This is a genomic window from Tsukamurella sputi (assembly GCF_007858445.1).
GTDB lineage: Bacteria > Actinomycetota > Actinomycetes > Mycobacteriales > Mycobacteriaceae > Tsukamurella > Tsukamurella sputi.
On the sequence record NZ_VIGV01000001.1, the window covers coordinates 391460 to 413007 of the forward strand.

The following is a 21548-nucleotide window of genomic DNA, read 5'->3' on the forward strand; positions in this document are numbered from 1 at the left end:
GGTCGCGGACTTGGCCTGTTTCTGCGGGGTCACCCGGCCATCGTGCCGCACCGGCGCGGTTTCGGCAGCGGACTCGTTCACGGCGTGGCAAGGTGTCGGCCAGGCGCCGTTCCCGCAGGCGGTGTCGCGATTTGGGTTGTATCCGGGCCGCTGGTAACCTGGTACGTCGGCAGTCAGTACCGGCTGCCCCTATCGAGACAAGAGAGTTTGAACGCGTGGCCAACATCAAGTCCCAGATCAAGCGGATCAAGACCAACGAGCGCAACCGCCTGCGCAACCAGTCGGCGAAGTCGTCGCTGCGTACCGCCATCCGCCACTTCCGCGAGGCCATCGAGGCCGGGGACAAGGCCAAGGCCGGCGAGCTGCTCGTGAGCACCAGCCGTCAGCTCGACAAGGCCGCCAGCAAGGGCGTCATCCACGCCAACCAGGCCGCCAACAAGAAGTCGGCCCTCTCGCTGGCGCTGAACAAGCTCTGATCTTCCGCTAGACGCGCGTATCACCGCGCCGCACCACCCACCGGCACCACGCGGGCCGGGACTGGTTCGGCGCGGTTTTCGCGTATCCGGGTCACCCCGGAGTCCCTGATGGGCCCGCGCGGCTGGCGACCTCAGCCTGCGAGTGTGGCGACCTTACGGACCGCGATCTCCAAGGCGTAATCGGGATCGGCCGCCTGGCCCTTGACGTCGGCGTTGGCCGCGGCCACCGCCTGCAACGCGCCCGCGACGTTCTCGGCCCGCCACCGCCGCGCCACCTGCGTCATCTTCTTCACCTTCCACGGCGCCATGCCCAGCTCCCCCGCGTCCCGGTACTGATCGGGGGTGCGGCCCAGACCACGGATCCGCGCGACCGAGTGCACGGCGTCCGCGAGGGCGTCGGCGATCAGAACGTGCGGGGTCCCCCGGTGCTGCGCCCATCGCAGGGCCTCGAGCGCGGCGGCGACCTGCCCCGCGACGGCCTTGTCGGCGATCTCGAAGCCGGTGACCTCGGCGCGGCCCGCGTAGTACCGGTGCACAGCGGCGAGGTCCACGCGGCCGCCCGTATCGGCCACCAGCTGCGCGATGGCCGCGGCGAGCTCGCGCAGGTCCTTGCCCACGGAGTCCACGAGCAAATCCACGAGTTCGTCGGAGACGCGCACCTTCTGCGCCCGGAACTCGGACTTCGCGAAGTCCGCGCGGTCGCGCGCCGAGGTGATGGTGGGCACCTCGACCATGGTCGCGCCGGCCTTCTTGAGCGCTGCGACCATCGACTTCGCGCGGCCACCGCCACTGTGCTCGATCACCAGGGTGATGCCGTCGGGCGGGTTCTTCGCCGCCTCGACGATGAGGTCCACGGGCGCCTTGCCAGCCTCTCCCGCGGATTCGAGGACGACGATCCGCTCCTCCGCGAACAGCGACGGACTCAGCAGCTCGACGAGCTCCGACTGGTCGACGTCGCCCGCACGGATCCGGGTGACCGGCACCGCATCACCCGCGCCGCCCGGCAACCCCATGCCGCCGTCGCCCGCCGCCGCGCGCGCCGACTCGACGATCGTCGCGACCGCCCGCTCCACCAGGAGGCCCTCGGTCCCCACCACCACGTGTACGCGCGCGCTGTCCACCACGACCCCCATACTTCCAGACCCTACCGACGACGACGCACGCCACGACGAGCACGACACCCGTGGCCGCACCGCCCGGTACCTCGACCACACCGAGTCGCGCGCACCACCGCGCGCACGAGATCACCCACCACAGCTCAGGTCCGGTGGCCCGCGCCGCGAGCGCCGCGACGGGTGCGACGATCGGCGCGGCCACCGCGGCGAGCGTGCCCACCACGGTGATCACCGGGATCACCGGCCCCGCCAGCAGATTCGCCACGATCCCGCCCACGGGCACCCGCCCCGAGAACGCCACGACCAGCGGCAGCGTCACCACCTGCGCGACCACGGTCACCGCCAGCAGGCTCGCGAGGGTATCCGGTACCCGAGCCAGTACCAGCCGATCGCGAAGCACCGGTGACCACAGGACGAGTCCGGCGGTGGCGACCACCGACAGGGCGAAGCCGATGTCACGGGCCAACGCCGGACGTACCAGCATGAGCACGACGATCGCCGCGAACAGCGCGACCATAGGTTGTCGCCCGCGCCGCAGCGCCAGCGCCGCCACTCCGACCAGGCCCATCACCGCCGCCCGGACCACGGAGCCCGTCGGCCCCACGAGCCCGACGAAGGCGACGATCGCCACGGTCGTCACTGCGGCACGGGCGGCCAGAGGCAGACCCGCCACGGAGCACAGCCCCAGCACGCACAGCGCGATGATCGCGAAGTTCGCGCCGCTGACCGCGGTGAGGTGAGTGAGCCCGGAGTCCTGGAAGTCCGCGCGCACCGTCGGCAGGGTCGCGGACTCGTCGCCGAGGACCAGCGCAGGCAGCAGACCCGCCGCGTGGGTGGGGAGCGAATCGGCCGCGACCGCGCCGAGCGCCCGCCGGACCGATGCCGCGGCCCGGAAGTACGGCGGTGCCCGCCCGACCACCGTCGGCTCCCCCGACCCGATGACGACAGCGGCCACCAGTCCCGGCCGCGTGCTCCGCAGCACCGTCGCGCGGATCGAGACCCGCTCGCCCGGGACGAGCCCTCCGAGATCGTGCGTCGCGCCGAGCAGCAGGACGCCCCCGCGCGCCGCGATCACCGTGTCGGTGCGCACCGCCATCGCAGTCGCGGCCACGAGGACCTGGGACGCGTCCAGGTGCCCGCCGGGATCCCCGGAGCGCTGCCGGGGCCACTCGTCGATCTCCAGCAACACCTCGACCCGGCCGGCGCCCTCGAAGTCCGCGATCGCGGCGCGCTCCCTGTCGTGCACCCGCACCGCGACCGAGGCCGCGACGCCCGCGCCCAGCCCGGCGGCGGCGACGGCCACCAGGCAGAGCGTCTGGACCAGCGGCCGCGTGTTCCGTCGCCGCAGGATCGCGGCACCGGCGGCCAGTGCTGCCAGGATCGCCGTCGTCCACCAGGCCGCAGCCGCGGACACCAGCGCTACCGCTGCTGCCGCCCAGCAGACGAGCGCCGCGGGCAGCAACCGCAGGTCGAGCCGCTCTTGCACGTCACACCGTGGCCATCGGCTTGATCTTCGCGAGCTTCGCGTCGCCGATCCCGCTGACCTTGCCGAGGTCGTCGACCGAGCGGAAGGGGCCGTTCTTGTCCCGGTACGCGATGATCGCGGCGGCCGTGGCCGCGCCGACCCCGGGCAGCCGATCCAACTCGGAGGCACTCGCCGTGTTGATGTTCACCGCGCCGGACGCAGCGCCCGTTCCCTCGGCCGCGGCTCCCCCGGGCGCACCGGACGGCGCACGCCCCGCCGCGGCCCCCGACGTGACCCCGCTGCGCAGCGTGATCCCCGCCTTCGGGTCCACGGCGCCCACCACCACCTGGTCACCGTCGCGGAGGGGCTGCGCCAGGTTCAGGTTCGCCGTGTCGGCTCCGCCGAGCGCGCCGCGGGCCGCGGTCAAGGCGTCGGCGACGCGGGCGCCCGGCCGCAGCCGATGCAGGCCGGGCGCCCGCACCAGCCCGACGACCGCGACCACGAGTTCCGACGGCGCCGTCGTCGCCGATGCGCCCGCGGACCGCGAGGCGCCGGCCGCCGACGCCCCAGCGGCTGTCGACGGCGTGACCGACGCCGAGGATCCCGCGAAGTCGACCACCGGATAGGCGCCCGACCCGCCCTCGCCCGACGGTCCGAACACCACCACCGCCGCGACCACGGCGGCGATCACGCCCACCACGACCAGGGCGACGGCGGCGCGGGGCGTCGTCCGCACCCGGTCGATGGTAGACCGCCACCCGGTGGGTTCCGGATCGTCCCAGAAGTCGTCGTCCTCCGTGCGCACCCGGCGGCCAGGCGCAGGATCGTCGTCCGCACCGTCGTCCCGGTCGGCCCGCCATCCGCCCCGGGCGACGCCGGTCCCACCGGTCGGGTGCGTGCCGCGGGCGTCGTCGGGCGTGAAGTCCTCCAGCCAGGCCGGGCGGGCGAAGATCTGCTCATCCGCGACACCGACCCCGGGCGTCGCCTCACGTTCCCCGTTCATGCGTCGAACCCTAGGTCGACGGCACCGTCGGAAAGCCCGTCCGGAACGGGGATCCGGGCCGCCTGTGGATAACCCCGGACCTGTGGAGGAAGGCCCAGCAGCGGCCTGTTCGGTCGGACGGTTGTGCTAGGCCTGGTCCGCGTCCGTGACCAGCGCCGGAGCGACCGCGACGCCTACGGCGCCCGGCCCGAGGTGCGCCGCGATGGTGCCGCCGAACGGTCCGATCACGAGCTCCTGAAGCTGCGGGAACTCCTTCTTCACCAGCTCCGCCACGTGGGCTGCGGCGTCGGGCGCTTCGACGTGATGCACCGCGACCCTCGAGGGCCGGTCACCGAGATGCTGGGAAGCAAGCGCCGCGAGCTGATCCCGCGCGCGGGAGACGGTCCGGGTCTTGCGCTCGGAGACGATCCGTCCGTCCTGCAGACGCAGCACCGGCACGATCTGCAGCGCTCCGCCGAGCAGCGCGGCGAGGGCGCTCACGCGGCCGCCTGCCCGCAGATGATCGAGCGTCGCGACGCAGAAGAAACCCTCGGCACCGTCGAGCACCTGCTGCGCGGCGTCGGCGACCCGGTCCGCGGTGGCACCGTCGGCGGCGAGCCTGGCCGCCTCGAGCACGCCGAAGCCCATCGCCATGTCGATGCTGCGCGAATCGATCACCCTGATGCCCGGATCGATCAGGGCCGCCTGCGCGACCGATGTCGAGTACGTGGAGCTGAGGTGCGAGCTCATCGTGATCACGACGACCCCGTCGCCGTCGGCCTCTGCGGCCGCGGCGGAGAGCACCTCGCGGACCTCGCCGACGGACGGCCCGGACGTGGTGACGCCCTCCTTGACGAAGCGGTCGGCCTGATACCCCGTGCCACGGTCGACGTACTCGCCGTCGCCCGACAGTACGTGCAGCGGAAGGATGCGGATGCCCAGGTCGGCGGCCCGTTCGGGCGCGATGGCGGCCGAGGCGTCGGTCACGACAACGACGCTCATCGCACACCCTCCTCCGCACCACGCAGAGCTCGCAGCACGCGCTGCGCGACCTGCTCGTGCATCTCGAACGACCAATGGATCCCGTCGATGTTATTGATCCCCAGGTCGAACGACCACTCGCACAGGTCACGCAGGGGAACCATCGGCACGCCGGCCTCGTCGGACCACTCCCGCATGGCGGATTCGGTACTAGCCCACCCGGGGTGCGCGAAGGAGTACGCCAGCGCGCGGTGCGTGGGCGGTGCGAGCACCGCGACGGGCGCCTCGGGGCGCAGGGAGTGGAGAGAGTCGTAGGTCTTCGCGAGATAGTCGACGGTGACCTTCGGCGGTAGCGCCATCGGCCAGCCCACGTGCGAGAACATCTTCTGCATCACGGCGTAGCCGTCCCGGACTCGCGCGCGCAGGGAAGCGGGCCGCAGGTAGCGGATCTGCTCACGCAGCGCCGTCGGCAGCGGAGAGGGCAGCGAATCCATGCCCCCGAGCGCCAGCACGACGGCCTCGACGGTGGGCACGGCCGCCCAGACCCGTGGGTCCTGCGTGACGCACCACCAGCCGTCGCGCGTGGTCCAGCCGACGCGGGCGAACTGCTCGCAGCGCAGACCGAGCTCGGCGGCGACGAGGTTGGGCCAGATCCGCGGATCGGACGTCGGCAGTGCCCCCTCGGGCCCGTAGAAGCCCAGGGAATCGCTGAGCACCAGGAGGGTGCCGGCCGGTCCGTCGCTCACTGGACCTCGGGTGCCACGTCCGACGAGGCGTTCCAGACGTCGAGCCGCCAGCGCGGCACGTCGCCGTGCCCGGAGAGCTGCACCCAGCTGCAGTTGCCGAGACCGCCGAGGATCGGCCAGGAGGTGACGGGCAAGTCCAGGAGCCGGGCCGTCAGCGCGGCGACGAGGCCGCCGTGCGCCACGAGCACGACGGGTCGCTCCGACTCACCCCACTCCGGCAGCCGCTCGATCAGCTCGTCGACCAGCGGGTACGAGCGCGCCGCCACGTCCACGCGGGCCTCGCCGCCGGGCGGCGCCCACTCGGGGGCGTCGCGCCAGCGCAGCCGCGCGCCGGGCATGTAGGCGTCCACCTCGCCGTGGGTCATCCCCTGCCAGTCGCCCAGCATGGTCTCGCGCAGCCGGACGTCGGTCTCGACGGTGCCGCCGGTCACCGCGGCCAGGGCCTCGGCCGTGTCACGAGCGCGGCGCAGGTCCGAGCTGACGATCGCGATGGGATCGCGGTCGCCGAGCGCGTCGGCGGCCGCGGCGGCCTGCCGTCGGCCCAGGTCCGTGAGGTCGGTGTCGAGCTGCCCCTGCATCCGGCCCTCGGCGTTCGACGCGGTCTGGCCGTGCCGCAGCAGGACGAGGCGGCGCACCGTCGGGGTCAGGCGCTCGACCGACGAGTCGAGACCGTCCTCCACGTGCATCAGGCGCCCTCGCGGTCCCCGTCGGCACCCTCGGAGTCCTCGCTGCGCGCATGCTCGCCGAGGCCCTCGACCTCGATGTGCGGGCAGTCCTTCCACAGCTTCTCGAGGGCGTAGTACTCGCGCTCCTCCTCGTGGAAGACGTGCACCACGATGTCGAGGAAGTCCAGCAGGGCCCAGCGCCCCTCGCGGGCGCCCTCGCGCCGGGTGGGCTTGACGCCGGCCTCGCGGAGCTGGTCCTCGACCTCCTCGACGATGGCGTTCACCTGCCGCTCGTTGCTCGCCGAGGCGATGACGAAGGCCTCGGTCAGCACCAGCTGCTCCGAGACGTCGAGCACGACCACGTCGCTCGCGAGCTTGTCGTCGGCCGCACGGGCCGCGATCGCGGCGAGGGTACGGGCCTGATCGGATGCGGTCATGATCCTCCTGGGTTCACGGTCTTGTCCGGTGCCGGGCGGCTCTGGTACAGAGCGCGCTTGGCGATGTACTGCACCACGCCGTCGGGCACCAGGTACCAGACGGGCCGTCCGGCGTCGGCACGCGCGCGACATTCGGTCGACGAGATGGCCAGCGCGGGCACCTCCACGAGGAACAATCTATCCTTCGGCACGTTCGTCAGGTGATCCGCGCCCAATTGGTAGCCGGGGCGGGAGACGCCGACGAAGGTCGCGAGCCCGAACAGCTCCTCCCAGTCCTGCCAGCTGAGGATCGACGCGAGCGCATCGGCCCCGGTGATGAAGTACAGATCGGTGTCGGGGTTCTGCCGGTGCAGATCGCGCAGCGTGTCCACGGTGTAGGTGTCGCCGCCGCGGTCGATGTCCACGCGGCTCACGGAGAAGCGCGGGTTCGAGGCGGTCGCGATCACCGTCATCAGGTACCGGTCCTCGGCGGGCGTGACTTCGCTCTTCTGCCAGGGTCGACCGGTCGGGACGAAGATCACCTCGTCGAGGTCGAACCGGTCCGCGACCTCACTCGCGGCCACGAGGTGGCCGTGGTGGATCGGGTCGAAGGTCCCACCCATGACGCCCACGCGGCGACGCCCGGCGGTGCTGGACTCACGCATAACGGTCCATCCTATGCACCCCGCCCGCGGGTCAGACGGGCAGCAGGCGCCCGATGACCTCGGCCAGCTGCCCCGCGGTGCGGCACTCGTACATGTCGATGAGCCGCCCGTACTTGTCCGCCACGGAGTCGCCCGTCCCCCACGACGCTCTCCGCTCGGGGTTGAGCCAGAAGGCGTGGCGTGCCTTGTCGACGAGCTCGTCGAGCTCCGCCAGTGCCGGATCGGTGTGGTTCGAGCGGGCGTCGCCGAGGATCAGGAGCGTCCCGCGGTGGGTCACCGCATCCGGGAAGTCGCGGACGAAGGTGCGTAGCACGTTGCCGTAGTCGGAGCCGCCGAAGCGCGCGACATCGGTCTCGCGGATCACCCGGTCGAACATGTCGACCACGGTGTCCACCGTCAACGTGCGCGACGGGTCGATGTAGTCGGTGATCTCGTCCACCGAGTCGACGAAGCCGAAGACCCGGATCTTGGAGAACTCGGCGCTGAGCGCGTGCGTGAGCAGCAGCGTGAAGTTGGAGAAGCCCGCGACGGAGCCGGACAGGTCGCACAGCAGCACGAGCTCGGGCTTGGTGGGCCGGGGTCGACGGTGCGCCAGATCGATCGGCACGCCGCCCGTCGACATCGACTTGCGCAGTGTGCGCCGCAGGTCGATGGGGCCGCGACGGGCCCGGCGGCGGCGCACCAGCAGCCGCGTCGAGAGCTGGCGGGCGAGCGGCCGCACCGTCTGCTCCATGCGATGCAGCTCGGTGCGGGTGGCGGCGAAGAAGGCCACGTTCTCGGGCAGCTGCGGCGCGGCGTACTGCGCGACGGCCTCGGGTCCCCGTCGCGCCGCCATGGCGACGGAGGTGAGCTCCTGCACCCGTTCGGTGAGCCCCGCGACCCTGGACCGCGCGACGCGGCGGGCGGACTCGTACTCGAAGCTGCCGGGCGCGGCGCCGTCCTCGCCCGCGGCGGCGAGAAGGCCGTTCGCGATGGCGGCGATGAGCGTCTGCGGGTTGAGCGCTTTGAGCGCCTGGTACGAGGAGAAGGCAGTGCCGGTGGCCGACTGGTACTCGCCGAGCTGCTCGACGATCTGGCTGGCGATGCCGTCGTGGTCTCCGCCTGCCACGAGGGCGGCGACGGCCTCCTGGCGCAGCGCCTCGCGCACCGCGTCGGGATCGGGCGGTGTATCGGCCGCGGGCATCTTCAGGGGGTCGACCTGGTCCGGTGCGTCTCCGGGCACCCCGGAGCAGCCGCCCGGTCCGCCTTGGCCGGTGCCTCCGGCGTCGCCGTCGGCACCGAAGCCCCCGCGGACGGGGAAGTACAGGTCGAAGATGACGTCGAAGGTCTTGCGGTGCATCTGTTCGCGCAGCAGCACGGCGGCCAGCCCCTCGCGGAGCTGGCTGCGATCGGTGAGGTCGAGCACCGTCAGCACCTCGGCGGCGGTGATCGCCTCGCCGGGGCCGATGGCCATGCCCCGCTCGCGCAGCGTCCGCACGAAGGCGTGCAGATGCTGATCGAGCGGGGTGCCGGCGGTCGTCATCTACAGGCCCAGCGCCGTGGCGGCGGTCTCGATGTCGATCTGGTGCTTGAGCACCACGCCGAGCGTCGAACGGAGCGCCGCCTTGTCGATGGAACCGCTGGCGCTGCCGGTGACGCCGAGCGCGAGCAGGGTGCGGCACCAGTCGAGCGTCTCCGAGACCGAGGGCTTCTTCTTCAGGTCCAGACCGCGCAGTGTCGAGATGACGCGGAGCAGCTGCTGCGCGACCTCCGTCGGCAGGTCGGGGACGCGGCTGCGGATGATCGACAGTTCCAGCTCGGCGTCGGGGAAGTCGATGTGCAGGTAGAGGCAGCGGCGCTTGAGGGCCTCCGACAGCTCTCGAGTCGCGTTGGAGGTGAGGAAGACCAGCGGCTTGCGCACGGCGGTGATGGTCCCCAACTCCGGCACCGTGACCGCGTAATCGGACAGCACCTCGAGCAGCAGCCCCTCGAACTCGAGGTCCGCCTTGTCGGCCTCGTCGATGAGCAGCACCGACGGCCCGTCCTCGCGGACGGCCTGCAGCAGCGGGCGCGGGAGGAGGAACTCCTCGGAGAAGACGTCCTCCTTGGTCTCGTCCCAGTCCCCACTCGCACCGGCGGAGCCTGCGGACTGGATCCGCAGGATCTGCTTGGCGTGGTTCCACTCGTAGAGTGCGCGCGCCTCGTCGATGCCCTCGTAGCACTGCAGGCGCACGAACCGCGCCTCGCGGGCCTGCGCACACGCGCGGGCCAGTTCGGTCTTCCCGACGCCCGCGGGGCCTTCGACGAGGAGCGGCTTGCCGAGCTTGTCGGCGAGGAAGACGGCGGTGGCCGTCGCCACGGACGGGATGTAGCCCGTCTCGCGGAGAGCGGCGGCCACGTCGTCGACGCTGGTGAACAGGGCCGTGGGAGCCGGGGTGGCGGCGAGAGTACTCAGAGTGCTGCCTTCCGTTTGAGGACCTCCTTCGTGAAGCCCTTCGACGCGATCTCTGCAGACATCTTCACACCCTTCTTCACGACGAAGCCGGGCAGCTTGATCTTGAGGTCGATGTTCATATCGCACAGGACGTGCACCTTGTCGTCGCCGAGGGGCGTGAGCTGGTAGTACCCGCCCTGCGAGCGCACGGCCATGCCCTCACCGTCGGACTGCCACGCGACGCGCGTCTCCGGCGTGAACTCGTACCGGAACCGCATGCTGTCGCTGATGCCGACCATGCCGGCCTCCACCTCGACGACGCTCGGGTTGCCCGCGGCGTCGCGTTCGACGACCGTCACGCTCTTGTGCGAGGACGACCACGCGGGCAGGGATTCGACGTCCAGCAGCGTCGCGTAGGCGAGCGCCGCCGGCGCGTCGATCTCGAACTCGACCTTCTCATTGATTGCCATTGCAACAATGTAGCCGGGCTCTCCCGGCCGCCGACGGGCGAGCCCGTCCCCGAAGTCAGGCGTTCTTGCGCTTCATGACCTCTTTGGTCAGGCCGTTCTTGATGATGTCCATGGCGAGCTTGATGCCCTTCTTCACCACGAAGCCCGGGGCCTTGACCTTGGGGTCGAGGTACATCGTGACCTTGACGTGCGTCTGGTCGTCGCCCTTGGGCGAGAGCTCGTAGATGCCGCCCTGGCTGCGGACGGCGGTGCCCTCGTTGCGGGTGTCCCACTTGCAGCTGACGTCGGTGAAGACGTAGTCGAAGGTCAGGTTGTCGCTGAACATCATGAGCCCGACGGAGGCGTCGACCACGCTGGGCCGGCCGTTCGCGTCGCGCTCGATGACCTTGACGTTGCTGTGCGCCGACGACCAATCCGGCAGGGCCTCGACGTCGGCGAGCGTGTCGAGGACCAGCGTGACCGGGGCGTCGATGTCGAATTCGAGGGACTCGTTGATAGCCATGGCGACAACCTACCCCCGACGGCACCGCGGTCCGGCCGGGTCGGGATTACCGGGGACGAACGTGTCCGTCGCCCCAGGCGATCCACTTGGTGGAGGTGAGTTCCGGCAGCCCCATCGGGCCGCGCGCGTGCAGCTTCTGGGTGGAGATGCCGATCTCGGCGCCGAAGCCGAACTGCTCGCCGTCGGTGAACGCGGTGGACGCGTTGACCATCACGGCGGCCGCGTCGACGCGGGTGGTGAAGGCCCGGGCCGCGGCGAGGTCGCCGGTGACGATCGCCTCGGTGTGCCCGGTGCCGTAGCGGTCGATGTGCTCGATCGCCTCGTCCATCCCGTCGACGATCTTCACCGCGACGTCCAGGCTGAGGTACTCGTCGGCCCAGTCCTCTTCGGTCGCAGGCACCATCGAGGCCTCGTCGCCGTGCACGATCACGCCCTCGGCCTGGAAGGTGCTCAGCAGCCTGGGCAGGAAGCTCTCGCGCAGCGCGGCGTCGACGAGGATCGTCTCCGCTGTGTTGCACACACTGGGCCGCCGGGTCTTGGCGTTGATCACGATCCGCTCGGCCATGTCGAGGTCGGCATCGGCGTGGACGTAGACGTGGCAGTTGCCGGTGCCCGTCTCGATGGTGGGCACGGTCGCATCGCGCACCACGGCCGCGATGAGCCCGGCGCCGCCGCGCGGGATGACGACGTCGACGAGGCCGCGCGCCCGGATCAGGGCGGTGACGCTGGCGCGGGACTCGGCGGAGAGCAGTGCGACGGCGTCGGGCGTGATGCCCGACGCCGCCAGGGACTCGCGCAGGATCTCGACGAGTGCCGCGTTCGACGACGCGGCCGAGCCGGAGCCGCGCAGCAGGACCGCGTTGCCGGACTTGAGCGTCAGGCCGAACGCGTCGACGGTGACGTTCGGCCGCGCCTCGTAGACGATGCCGACCACGCCGAGCGGCACGGCGACCTGACGGAGCTCCAGGCCGTTGGGCAGCGTGGATCCGCGTAGCACGTTCCCGACGGGGTCCGGCAGCCCGGCGACCTGGCGCAGGCCGGACGCGATGCCGTCGATACGGGCGGCGTTGAGGGCGAGCCGGTCGATCAGCGACTCCTCGGTGACGGCGGTACGGGCCCGCTCGACGTCCTCGCTGTTGGCGGCGAGGATCCGGTCCTTGGCGGCCAGCAGCGCGTCAGCGGCGGCGTGCAGCGCGGCGTTCTTCTGCTCCGTGGTCAGCGTGATCAGCTGTTTCGAGGCGGCGCGGGCGGCGCGGGCCGCCTCCTCGACCGCGGTGGTCGCGGTCTGCAGTTCGGCGTCCTGGGCGGTGGGCGTGCTCATGATCCGAGAATACGGGGCGGCAGGAATCGTCAGTGCGCGGTGTTAGGTTGCGCTCGTGTCCCGCCGGAGAAGTGCCCGCAGCCTGTCCCGGCAGGCGTGGATCTCGTTGATCCTGGTCGTCGCGACCGCGGTCTTCGTGGCCGTCGGAGTGCTCCGCGATCGGTCGGCCGCGGAGCCCTCCTCCGGTCCTGCCGCGCCGTCCGGAACCGCGTCCGACGGTGCGCCGCTCGCGGGAGTCCGGATCGTCGCCGCACGGGAGCGCGCCCCGCAGCCCTATCGGCGGGCGGCGTTCGGCCAGGCGTGGACCGATGACCAGTCGGCACCGCTCGGCCACAACGGCTGCGACACCCGCAACGACGTGCTCGACCGGGATCTGAGGGACAAGACCTACGTCCGCACGTCGGGCTGCCCGAACGCCGTGGCGACGGGCACCCTGGTCGACCCGTACAGCGGCACCACCATGCGCTTCGAGCGCGGGGCGAAGACCTCCGCCAAGGTCCAGATCGATCACGTGATCGCGCTGGCCTACGCGTGGGACATGGGCGCCTGGTCGTGGGACGACGCGAAGCGCACCGCCTTCGCCAACGATCCGCGCAACCTGGTCGCGGTGGACGGTCCGGCCAACGAGAACAAGCGGGACTCTCCGCCGGGCCGGTGGATGCCGGCCAACGAGCGCTTCCACTGCCAGTACTCGCGCCAGTTCTCCTTCATCGCCCGCGAGTACGGCCTGTCGGTCGACCGCTCCTCCGCCGCGGTGATCGACCAGGCCGTGAAGACCTGCGACTGACGCCCGCGCGCCGTCATCGGACCCGGCGACCACTCCGACCCCGACAAACAAGCATTGCTGCTTGTTTTTTTGTCCCTCGCCTGCCAGAGTGTGGGCGTGACCACCTCAGTCCCCGTCTTCGACGCGCTCGAGTCCACCTCGGCCGCCGTCGCCGCACTCGCGGATTCGCTCCCCGACTGGTCGATCGCCACTCCCGCCGAGGGGTGGACCGTCGCCCACCAGGTCGCCCACCTGGCCTGGACCGACGAGGTCTCGCTGGTCGCCGCCACGGACCCCGACGGTTTCACCGCGATCCTGCAGGAGGCGATGAAGGACCCGATGGGCTTCGTCGACGCCGGTGCGGCCGAGCTCGCGGCCGATCCCGACCTGCGCGCCCGCTGGGATCGCGCCCGCGGAGCGCTCGCCGTCGCCCTCCGGGAGGCCGACCCGGGCACGCAGCTCCCCTGGTTCGGCCCGCCCATGCGCCCCGCCACGATGGCCAACGCCCGCCTGATGGAGACCTGGGCCCACGGCCTGGACATCGCGGACGCCGCGGGGGCGGAACTCGACACCCCTGACGCGCTCCCCCACGTCGCCAAGATCGCCTACAAGACCCGCGACTTCGCGTACACGGTGAACGGCGAGACGCCGCCCGCCGAGCCCTTCGACGTCTTCCTCGTCGCCGCCGACGGCTCCGAGGTCTGCTTCGGTCCGGGTGACGCCGCCCAGCACGTGAACGGCTCGCTCGAGGACTTCTGCCGCCTCGCGACCCAGCGCATCAACGTCGCCGACACCGATCTCGTCGCGACCGGCGCCGACGCCGCGCACTGGCTGACCATCGCCCAGTGCTTCGCCGGCGCACCCGGCAGCGGCCGCGCGCCCCACTCGAACTAGGAGAGATCTGCAATGACCCGCACGATCCGGATCGCCAACATCTCCGGCTTCTACGGCGACCGCGCCGCAGCTCTCGGCGAGATGCTCGCAGGCCCCCGCGTCGACTACATCACCGGCGACTACCTGGCCGAGCTCACCATGCTCATCCTCGGTCGAGACCGGCTCAAGGACGCCGATCTCGGCTACGCCAAGACCTTCCTCCGGCACCTCACCCCGCACCTGACGACCCTCGCCGAGCGCGGCACCAAGGTGGTCGTCAACGCCGGCGGCCTCAATCCCGGCGGCCTGGCCGCCGCCGTCGAGAAGGCGGTCGCCGAGTCCGGTACCGACCTCAAAGTCGGCTGGGTCGATGGTGACGATCTCATCGCGCGATCCGCCGAGCTCGGCGTGCCGAACGCGGTGACCGCCAACGCCTATCTGGGCGCCTTCGGCATCGCCGAGTGCCTGCGCGCCGGGGCCGACATCGTCATCACCGGCCGGGTGACCGACGCCTCCGTGATCGTCGCGCCCGCGATCGCCGAGTTCGGCTGGGAGCGCACCGACTTCGACGCCCTCGCCGGCGCCGTCGCCGCGGGCCACATCATCGAGTGCGGAACGCAGGCCACGGGCGGCAACTACGCCTTCTTCGACCGCCATCCGATCGAACAGCTCCTGCACCCCGGCTTCCCCATCGCCGAGGTCGCCGCGGACGGCTCGTTCGCCATCACCAAGCAGCCGGGAACCGGCGGCGTCGTCGAGGTCGGTACCGTCACCGCACAGCTCCTGTACGAGGTCACCGGCCAGCGCTACGCGAATCCCGATGTGACGCTGCGCCTGGACTCGATGACACTGGTCCAGGACGGCCCGGACCGCGTCACCGTCACCGGGGTCCGCGGCGAGGCGCCCCCCACCACGACGAAGGTCGCGACCACCACACTGGGAGGCTTCCGCAACGAGGTCACCTTCCTGCTCACGGGGATCGAGATCGAGCGCAAGGCCGCGCTCCTCGAGGCGCAGCTGCGGAACGGGCTCGACCCGGCACCGTCGGACCTGCAGTTCCGCCTGGCCCGCACCGATCACCCCGACGCCGCCACGGAGGCCGCCGCCACGGCGAGCCTCACGGCCGTCGCGTGGGACGCCGACCCGAACCGCGTCGGCCGGGCCTTCAGCTCCGCCGCCGTCGAGCTCGCGCTCGCCACCTACCCCGGCGCCTCCCCGACGGCGCCGCCGTCGAGCGGCGGCCCCTACGGCGTCTACCAGGCCGTCTACGTTCCCAACGACGACGTCCCGCACCGCGCGCACCGGCCGGACGGCACCGTCGTGGAGATCGCGCCGCCGACAGTCACGCAGGACCTTCCGGCCGACCCGTCGCAGCCCGGAGGCGCACCGCAGGCCCCCGGCGGCCCGACGGCCCGCGTACCCCTGGGCACAGTCTTCGGCGCCCGCAGCGGCGACAAGGGCGGCAGCGCGAACGTCGGCGTGTGGGCGGAGTCCGACGAGGCCTACGAATGGCTCCGCAGTAATCTGACCGAACAGGCTCTGCGCGAACTCCTTCCGGAGGCGGCGGAGCTTCCCGTCCGCCGCTATGAACTGCCCAACCTCAAGGCCCTCAACTTCGTCATCGAGGACCTGCTCGGCAAGGGCGTCGCGCACGGCTACCGGTTCGACCCGCAGGCCAAGGGCGTCGGCGAGTGGCTCCGCGGCCGCTACGTCGACCTGCCCGTCGACCTGCTGCCCGCCAGCCACACCACCACGAAGGAGATCGCATGACCGGCCTGTGGGAGTCCGACGAGCGGCTCGCCCTGCGCAAGACGGTGACCGCGTTCACCGAACGCGAGATCCTCCCGTACCAGGACCAGTGGGAGGCCGAGGGGCTGCTCCCCCGCGAGTTGCACAAGAAGGCCGGTGATCTGGGCCTGCTGGGCGTCTCCTTCCCCGAGTCGGTCGGCGGCGGCGGCGGAGATCCGCGCGATGCGCTCATCGTGTGCGAGGCGATGCACGAGGCGGGCGGCTCCGGAGGCCTGTTCGCGTCGCTGTTCACCTGCGGCATCTCGGTGCCGCACATCGTCCTCGCGGGTACCGACGAGCAGAAGGCGAAGTGGGTGGCTCCCGTGCTCGCCGGCGAGAAGATCAGCTCGCTCGGCCTCACCGAGCCCGGCGGCGGCTCGGACCTCGGCCACCTGACGACCACGGCCCGCCGCGACGGCGACCACTACATCGTCAACGGCGCCAAGACCTTCATCACCTCGGGCGTCCGCGCCGACTGGGTGGTCACCGCGGTCCGCACCGGCGGCGACGGCGCAGGTGGGATCAGCCTCATCGTGATCCCCAAGGACCTCGAGGGATTCGAGGTCAGCGCGCCCCTGAAGAAGATGGGCTGGCTCGCCTCGGACACGGCCGAACTGTCCTTCACCGATGTCCGCGTCCCGGCCGAGAACCTCATCGGTCCCGAGAACAGCGGCTTCCTCATGATCGGTGCGGCCTTCGTCACCGAGCGTCTCGCGCTCGCCGTGCAGGCGTACTCGCACGCGCAGCGCTGCCTGGATCTCACGCTCGACTGGGTCCGTACCCGGGAGACCTTCGGACAGCCGCTGATCAAGCGCCAGGCCGTGCAGAACACGGTCACCGAGATGCGCCGGCGCACCGAGGTGGCCCGCGTCTACAGCCGGCACGTGGCGGACCTGTACACGGAGGCCCTGGAGGCGGGCGGTCCGGCCGCAGCGGCCGAGTACGTGCCCCAGGCCTGCTTCGCGAAGAACACCGCCGTCGAGACGGCCGAGTGGGTCGCGAACGAAGCCGTGCAGCTGTTCGGCGGGCACGGCTACATGGCCGAGTACGAGGTCTCTCGCCAGTACCGCGACGTCCGGATCCTCGGCATCGGCGGCGGCACCACCCAGATCCTCACCACCCTGGCGGCGAACCGCCTGGGCTACAAGTAGAGACGGAAGGACACGTCCGATGACGGTGCTCCGCAGCACCCCCTCGCCCGACGCGGGCGACTACCGCGAGACCATGCTCGGCAAGCTGGCCGACCTCACCGCCGAATTCGACAAGGCCCTCGCCGGCGGCGGCGAGAAGTACGTCGAGCGGCACCGCAGGCGCGGCAAGCTCACCGCGCGTGAACGCATCGACAGCGTGCTCGACCCCGCCTCGCCCTTCCTCGAGCTGATGCCGCTCGCCGCGTGGGGCAGCGATTTCCAGGTGGGCGCCTCCCTCGTCGGCGGTATCGGCGTGGTCGAGGGGGTCGAGGTGATGGTCGTCGCGAACGACCCGACCGTCAAGGGCGGCACGTCGAACCCGTGGACCCTGCGCAAGTCACTGCGCCTCAACGACATCGCCAAGGAGAACCGGCTCCCGGTGCTCTCCCTCGTCGAATCCGGCGGTGCCGATCTGCCCACGCAGAAGGAGGTCTTCGTCCCCGGCGGTGCGATGTTCCGCAACCTGACGCAGCTGTCCAAGGCGGGCATCCCCACCATCTCGGTGGTCTACGGCAACTCCACGGCCGGCGGCGCGTACATCCCCGGCATGAGCGATCACGTGGTGATGATCAAGGAGCGCTCCAAGGTCTTCCTCGCCGGTCCGCCCCTGGTGAAGGCCGCCACCGGCGAGATCTCCGACGACGAGACCCTCGGCGGCGCCGAGATGCACTCGCGCACCTCGGGCCTCGGCGACTACCTGGCCAACGACGAGCTGGACGCCGCCCGCATCGCCCGCTCGATCGTCAAGCGGCTCAACTGGCGCAAGCAGGGTCCGGCACCGTCGGCTCTGGTCAAGCCCCCGCGCTACGACGCGGAGGGCCTGCTCGACATCGTGCCCGGCGATCTGAAGATCCCGTTCGATCCGCGCGAGATCATCGCGCACATCGTGGACGACTCCGACTACGACGAATTCAAGCCGCTGTACGGCGGGTCGCTGACCACCGGCTGGGCGAGCCTGCACGGCTACCCGATCGGTATCCTCGCCAACGCCCGCGGGGTGCTGTTCTCGGAGGAGGCGCAGAAGGCCACGCAGTTCATCCAGATGGCCAACCGGTACGACACGCCCCTGCTGTTCATCCACAACACCACCGGCTACATGGTGGGTGCGGAGTACGAGCGCGGCGGCATGATCAAGCACGGCTCGATGATGATCAACGCGGTCTCCAACTCGGAGGTGCCGCACCTCTCGCTGATCGCCGGAGCCTCCTACGGTGCCGGGCACTACGGCATGGCCGGCCGCGCTTTCAACCCGCGGTTCCTGTTCTCCTGGCCCAGTGCACGTTCCGCGGTCATGGGAGCCAAGCAGCTCGCCGATGTGGTCACCGAGGTCGCCGCCGCGTCGGCCGCCTCCCGCGGCCAGGCGATGGACCCCGCCTTCGTCGACGGCATGCGCACCGCGATCGAGACCCAGATCGACAAGGAGTCCCTGCCGGCTTTCATGTCCGGGATGCTCTACGACGACGGCATCATCGATCCCCGCGACACCCGCACGGTGCTGGGCATGGCCCTCTCGGCCATCCACAACGGCCCCGTCCACGGCACCGACGCCTTCGGCGTCTTCCGGATGTGAGGAACCCATGACGACATTCGATTCCGTTCTCATCGCCAATCGCGGCGAGATCGCCCGCCGCGTCATCGCCGCCGCCCACGCGCGCGGCCTGCGCGCCGTGGCCGTCTACTCCGATCCCGACGCGAACGCTCCGCACGTCGCGGAGGCCGACGAGGCCGTGCGGCTGCCCGGCGAGTCCCCCGCCGACACCTACCTGCAGGGCGAGAAAATCATCGCCGCGGCGAAGGCCACCGGCGCCCAGGCGATCCACCCCGGCTACGGCTTCCTCTCCGAGAACGCCGATTTCGCCGCCGCGGTCCAAGCGGCGGGGATCGTGTGGATCGGCCCGGAGCCCGAGGCGATCACCGCGATGGGCTCCAAGGTCGCGGCGAAGGCGCGCCTCGCCGAGGCGGGCGTCCCGATGCTGACGAACCTCACCCCGGACCAGGTGTCCGACAGCGACTTCCCGGTTCTGGTGAAGGCCTCCGCCGGCGGCGGCGGCCGCGGAATGCGTGTGGTGCGCACGCGCGCCGAGCTGCAGGAGAACCTGGAGGCCGCCGAGCGGGAGGCCAAGTCCGCGTTCGGCGACGGCACCGTCTTCTGCGAGCGCTACCTCGAGCGCGGCCGACACATCGAGGTCCAGGTCATGGCGGATGCGCACGGCACCGTCTGGGCGGTGGGCGAGCGCGAGTGCTCGATCCAGCGCCGCCACCAGAAGGTCCTCGAGGAGGCCCCGTCGCCGCTGGTGGAGCGCCACCCGGCGATGCGCACCGCCCTGTACGAGGCGGCGGCCAACGCGGCCAAGGCCATCGGCTACACCGGCGCGGGCACCGTCGAGTTCCTCGCGACGGACGACGGCGAATTCTTTTTCCTCGAGGTGAACACGCGCCTGCAGGTGGAGCACCCGGTCACCGAGGCCACCACCGGCCTCGACCTGGTCGGCCTGCAGTTCGACGTGGCCGCGGGCCTTCCGCTGCCGTCGGCCGAGCCGCCCGCCACCCGTGGCTGGGCCATCGAGGCCCGCCTATACGCAGAGGATCCCGCCAACGACTGGCGCCCGGCCGCGGGCACCGTGCACCGCTTCGAGGTGCCCGGCGTGGTCAGCGAGTTCTCCGGCCCGGACCGTCCCGGCATCCGGCTCGACAGCGCGCTGGCGCCCCGCGACAGCGTCGTGGAGGTCTTCTACGACCCGATGCTGGCCAAGGTCATCGGCTACGCCCCGACCCGCGCGCAGGCCCTCGCGATCACCGAGGCGGCACTGCGCAGGGCCGTCATCCACGGCCTGACCACGAACCGTGACCTCCTGGTGCGGGTCCTCGCCGATGCCGATTTCAAGGCCGGCGACTTCGCCACCGACTTCCTCACGGGGGAACGCCTCGAGCGCCTTGCCGCGCCGCTGCTCGACGAGGCGGATCTGGCGCAGGCGGCGAGCGCCGCTGGCGCCGTCCTGGACCGGCGCGCCGCCGCGGCGAGCCCGCTGCCGCACGTGGCGCCCGGCTGGCGCAACATCGGAGCGCGCTCCCTCGTGCCCGAGTTCCGCACGCCGGACGAGCAGGAGTTCACCGCGGACAGTGCGATCGTCCGGTCGATCGACGACGACGGTGACTCGGCCACGGTCGCCGTCGAGCGGGACGGCCTGCGCCGCACCGTCGTCGTGACCGCGTACCCCGCCGACCGGACCGTGATCGAGGTCGAGACCGCGCGCGGCGCCGCCACGCTGACGCTCGTCGACCCCCTGCCCTCGGCGGACGCCGCGGCCGCCGCGGGCTCGCTGCTCGCGCCGATGCCCGGCGTCATCACCCGGATCGGCGCGCAGGCGGGCGATTCCGTCACCGCCGGACAGCCGGTGCTGTGGATGGAGGCCATGAAGATGGAACACGCCATCTCCGCCCCCGCCGACGGCGTCATCGCCTCCATCCCGGTCGAAGTGGGCCAGAACATCGATGCCGGCGCGGTCGTCGCCGTGCTGGAAGAGACGGAGTAGGAATCTCATGAGCATCTCCATGGACGTCATCGAGTCCGAGGAGCGCCAGGCGCTCCGCAAGACGGTCTCGGATCTGGGTAAGCAGTTCGGCCCCGAATACATGCGCGAGAAGATCGCGGCGGGCGAGGGGCCCACCGAGCTGTGGAAGGCCGCAGGCGATCTCGGCCTGATCGGCGTGAACATCGCCGAGCAGTACGGCGGCGGCGGTGCCGGGATGTACGAGCTGGGCATCGTCGGCGAGGAGCTCGCAGCGGTCGGCTCGTCCCTGCTCATGCTGGTCGTCTCCCCCGCCATCAACGGCACCATCATCTCCAAGTTCGGCACGGAGGAGCAGAAGCAGCGCTGGCTGCCCGGCATCGCCTCGGGCGAGACCATCGCCGCCTTCGCGATCACCGAGCCCGACGCGGGTAGCAACAGCCACCGCATCACCACCACCGCCCGCCGCGACGGCGACGACTGGATCATCTCCGGCCAGAAGACCTTCATTTCCGGCATCGAGCTCGCCGACGTCATCCTCGTGGTCTCCCGCAGCGAGGACGCGAAGACCGGCAAGCTGCGGCCCGCACTCTTCCTCATGCCCACCGATGCGCCCGGCCTGCAGAAGACCAAGATCCCCATGGAGGTGGGGCTGCCGGAGTCGCAGTGGACGCTGTTCTTCGACGATGTGCGGCTGCCCGCCGAGGCGCTCGTCGGCGAGCCCGACGCCGCCATCGCGCAGCTCTTCGCCGGACTCAACCCGGAGCGCATCATGGCCGCCGCCGGCTCGGTCGGCTCGGCCCGCTACGCGATCGACCGCGCGGTGGCGTACGCCAAGGACCGCACCGTCTTCAAGGTCCCGATCGGCGCGCACCAGGCCATCGCCCACCCGCTCGCCGAGCTCAAGGTCGAGACGGAGCTGGCGAAGCTCATGCTGCAGAAGGCGGCGACGCTCTACGACGCCGGCCAGGAGTTCGCCGCGGCCGAGGCCGCGAACATGGCGAAGTTCGCGGGCGGCGAGGCGGGGGCCAAGGCCGTCGACCGCGCGATCCACTCGCTCGGCGGCAATGGCCTCACCACCGAGTACGGCCTCGCGCAGATGCTGGTGGCCTCACGGCTGTTCCGCATCGCGCCGGTCAGCCGCGAAATGGTGCTCAACTTCATCTCCGAGCACTCGCTCGGCCTGCCCAAGAGCTACTAGGAGT

The 21548-nt window shown here is 71.3% G+C and carries 21 protein-coding genes; 8 read left to right on the top strand and 13 right to left on the bottom strand.

What is annotated here, in order from left to right:
- Positions 1-215: 215 nt before the first annotated feature.
- On the top strand, positions 216-476 hold the full coding sequence (gene rpsT, locus FK268_RS01905) for a 30S ribosomal protein S20 (RefSeq protein ID WP_146430574.1): 261 nt from the start codon (positions 216-218) through the stop codon (positions 474-476).
- A 131-nt stretch (positions 477-607) separates the two neighbouring features.
- On the opposite strand, the gene holA is transcribed toward rpsT, so the two are convergent.
- From holA to FK268_RS01970, 13 genes are all read right to left on the bottom strand, one after another.
- The gene (gene holA / locus FK268_RS01910) at positions 608-1549 is read right to left on the bottom strand and encodes a DNA polymerase III subunit delta (protein WP_231706879.1); all 942 of its coding nucleotides are present in this window, start codon (positions 1547-1549) and stop codon (positions 608-610) included.
- Complete coding sequence (locus FK268_RS24905) at positions 1464-3077, bottom strand: ComEC/Rec2 family competence protein (protein ID WP_146430577.1); 1614 nt, start codon at positions 3075-3077, stop codon at positions 1464-1466. Before FK268_RS24905 ends, holA begins: the two co-directional genes overlap by 86 nt.
- Before the next feature lies 1 nt (position 3078).
- Positions 3079-4059, bottom strand: coding sequence for a ComEA family DNA-binding protein (locus tag FK268_RS01920; protein WP_146430579.1), 981 nt, complete (start codon positions 4057-4059; stop codon positions 3079-3081).
- 126 nt (positions 4060-4185) lie between these two features.
- Positions 4186-5040 (bottom strand): DegV family protein, encoded by an 855-nt coding sequence (locus FK268_RS01925; protein WP_146430582.1) that lies wholly within the window; start codon positions 5038-5040, stop codon positions 4186-4188.
- On the bottom strand, positions 5037-5765 hold the full coding sequence (octT, locus tag FK268_RS01930; protein ID WP_146430584.1) for a diglucosylglycerate octanoyltransferase: 729 nt from the start codon (positions 5763-5765) through the stop codon (positions 5037-5039). Before octT ends, FK268_RS01925 begins: the two co-directional genes overlap by 4 nt.
- The gene (locus tag FK268_RS01935; RefSeq protein WP_146430586.1) at positions 5762-6451 is read right to left on the bottom strand and encodes a histidine phosphatase family protein; all 690 of its coding nucleotides are present in this window, start codon (positions 6449-6451) and stop codon (positions 5762-5764) included. The genes octT and FK268_RS01935 overlap by 4 nt, the downstream gene beginning before the upstream one ends.
- Positions 6451-6867: a ribosome silencing factor gene (rsfS, locus tag FK268_RS01940; RefSeq protein ID WP_146430588.1), complete on the bottom strand. Its 417-nt coding sequence runs from the start codon at positions 6865-6867 to the stop codon at positions 6451-6453. The genes FK268_RS01935 and rsfS overlap by 1 nt, the downstream gene beginning before the upstream one ends.
- Complete coding sequence (gene nadD, locus FK268_RS01945; RefSeq protein WP_146430589.1) at positions 6864-7511, bottom strand: nicotinate-nucleotide adenylyltransferase; 648 nt, start codon at positions 7509-7511, stop codon at positions 6864-6866. Before nadD ends, rsfS begins: the two co-directional genes overlap by 4 nt.
- 31 nt (positions 7512-7542) lie before the next feature.
- Positions 7543-9033, bottom strand: coding sequence for a vWA domain-containing protein (locus FK268_RS01950; protein ID WP_146430591.1), 1491 nt, complete (start codon positions 9031-9033; stop codon positions 7543-7545).
- Complete coding sequence (locus tag FK268_RS01955) at positions 9034-9945, bottom strand: AAA family ATPase (protein WP_146431820.1); 912 nt, start codon at positions 9943-9945, stop codon at positions 9034-9036. It abuts the gene before it with no gap.
- The gene (locus tag FK268_RS01960) at positions 9942-10394 is read right to left on the bottom strand and encodes an SRPBCC family protein (RefSeq protein ID WP_146430592.1); all 453 of its coding nucleotides are present in this window, start codon (positions 10392-10394) and stop codon (positions 9942-9944) included. The genes FK268_RS01955 and FK268_RS01960 overlap by 4 nt, the downstream gene beginning before the upstream one ends.
- 55 nt (positions 10395-10449) lie before the next feature.
- Positions 10450-10896, bottom strand: a complete 447-nt coding sequence (locus FK268_RS01965; RefSeq protein WP_146430594.1) for an SRPBCC family protein — start codon at positions 10894-10896, stop codon at positions 10450-10452.
- Positions 10897-10942: 46 nt separating this feature from the next.
- Positions 10943-12217, bottom strand: a complete 1275-nt coding sequence (locus FK268_RS01970; protein ID WP_146430595.1) for a glutamate-5-semialdehyde dehydrogenase — start codon at positions 12215-12217, stop codon at positions 10943-10945.
- A gap of 82 nt (positions 12218-12299) precedes the next feature.
- Between FK268_RS01970 and FK268_RS01975 the strand changes: the two genes are divergently transcribed.
- The 7 genes from FK268_RS01975 to FK268_RS02005 all read left to right on the top strand — a co-directional run bounded on the left by FK268_RS01975 (position 12300) and on the right by FK268_RS02005 (position 21544).
- Positions 12300-13004 carry an HNH endonuclease family protein gene (locus FK268_RS01975; RefSeq protein ID WP_146431823.1) on the top strand — a complete coding sequence of 235 codons (705 nt, stop codon included), beginning with the start codon at positions 12300-12302 and terminating at the stop codon, positions 13002-13004.
- A gap of 96 nt (positions 13005-13100) precedes the next feature.
- Positions 13101-13877, top strand: coding sequence for a TIGR03084 family metal-binding protein (locus tag FK268_RS01980; RefSeq protein ID WP_146430597.1), 777 nt, complete (start codon positions 13101-13103; stop codon positions 13875-13877).
- 12 nt (positions 13878-13889) lie between these two features.
- Positions 13890-15626, top strand: a complete 1737-nt coding sequence (locus tag FK268_RS01985) for an acyclic terpene utilization AtuA family protein (RefSeq protein ID WP_146430598.1) — start codon at positions 13890-13892, stop codon at positions 15624-15626.
- Complete coding sequence (locus FK268_RS01990) at positions 15623-16795, top strand: acyl-CoA dehydrogenase family protein (RefSeq protein WP_146430600.1); 1173 nt, start codon at positions 15623-15625, stop codon at positions 16793-16795. The genes FK268_RS01985 and FK268_RS01990 overlap by 4 nt, the downstream gene beginning before the upstream one ends.
- Before the next feature lie 19 nt (positions 16796-16814).
- Entirely contained in the window at positions 16815-18404 is a 1590-nt protein-coding gene (locus FK268_RS01995) for an acyl-CoA carboxylase subunit beta (RefSeq protein WP_146430601.1), read from the top strand.
- A 7-nt stretch (positions 18405-18411) separates the two neighbouring features.
- Positions 18412-20367, top strand: a complete 1956-nt coding sequence (locus FK268_RS02000) for an ATP-binding protein (RefSeq protein WP_146430603.1) — start codon at positions 18412-18414, stop codon at positions 20365-20367.
- A gap of 7 nt (positions 20368-20374) precedes the next feature.
- Complete coding sequence (locus FK268_RS02005; RefSeq protein WP_146430605.1) at positions 20375-21544, top strand: acyl-CoA dehydrogenase family protein; 1170 nt, start codon at positions 20375-20377, stop codon at positions 21542-21544.
- The last annotated feature ends 4 nt before the right edge of the window (positions 21545-21548 follow it).

Excerpts from the sequence above, each read along its gene's own strand:
- FK268_RS01920 (WP_146430579.1), bottom strand. The coding sequence starts at position 4,059 with ATGAACGGGGAACGTGAGGCGACGCCCGGGGTCGGTGTCGCGGATGAG.
- FK268_RS01960 (WP_146430592.1), bottom strand. The coding sequence starts at position 10,394 with ATGGCAATCAATGAGAAGGTCGAGTTCGAGATCGACGCGCCGGCGGCG.
- FK268_RS01925 (WP_146430582.1), bottom strand. The coding sequence starts at position 5,040 with ATGAGCGTCGTTGTCGTGACCGACGCCTCGGCCGCCATCGCGCCCGAA.
- FK268_RS02005 (WP_146430605.1), top strand. The coding sequence starts at position 20,375 with ATGAGCATCTCCATGGACGTCATCGAGTCCGAGGAGCGCCAGGCGCTC.
- FK268_RS01965 (WP_146430594.1), bottom strand. The coding sequence starts at position 10,896 with ATGGCTATCAACGAGTCCCTCGAATTCGACATCGACGCCCCGGTCACG.
- nadD (WP_146430589.1), bottom strand. The coding sequence starts at position 7,511 with ATGCGTGAGTCCAGCACCGCCGGGCGTCGCCGCGTGGGCGTCATGGGT.
- FK268_RS01970 (WP_146430595.1), bottom strand. The coding sequence starts at position 12,217 with ATGAGCACGCCCACCGCCCAGGACGCCGAACTGCAGACCGCGACCACC.
- FK268_RS01935 (WP_146430586.1), bottom strand. The coding sequence starts at position 6,451 with ATGCACGTGGAGGACGGTCTCGACTCGTCGGTCGAGCGCCTGACCCCG.
- FK268_RS01985 (WP_146430598.1), top strand. The coding sequence starts at position 13,890 with ATGACCCGCACGATCCGGATCGCCAACATCTCCGGCTTCTACGGCGAC.
- FK268_RS02000 (WP_146430603.1), top strand. The coding sequence starts at position 18,412 with ATGACGACATTCGATTCCGTTCTCATCGCCAATCGCGGCGAGATCGCC.
- FK268_RS01950 (WP_146430591.1), bottom strand. The coding sequence starts at position 9,033 with ATGACGACCGCCGGCACCCCGCTCGATCAGCATCTGCACGCCTTCGTG.
- rsfS (WP_146430588.1), bottom strand. The coding sequence starts at position 6,867 with ATGACCGCATCCGATCAGGCCCGTACCCTCGCCGCGATCGCGGCCCGT.
- FK268_RS01995 (WP_146430601.1), top strand. The coding sequence starts at position 16,815 with ATGACGGTGCTCCGCAGCACCCCCTCGCCCGACGCGGGCGACTACCGC.
- FK268_RS01990 (WP_146430600.1), top strand. The coding sequence starts at position 15,623 with ATGACCGGCCTGTGGGAGTCCGACGAGCGGCTCGCCCTGCGCAAGACG.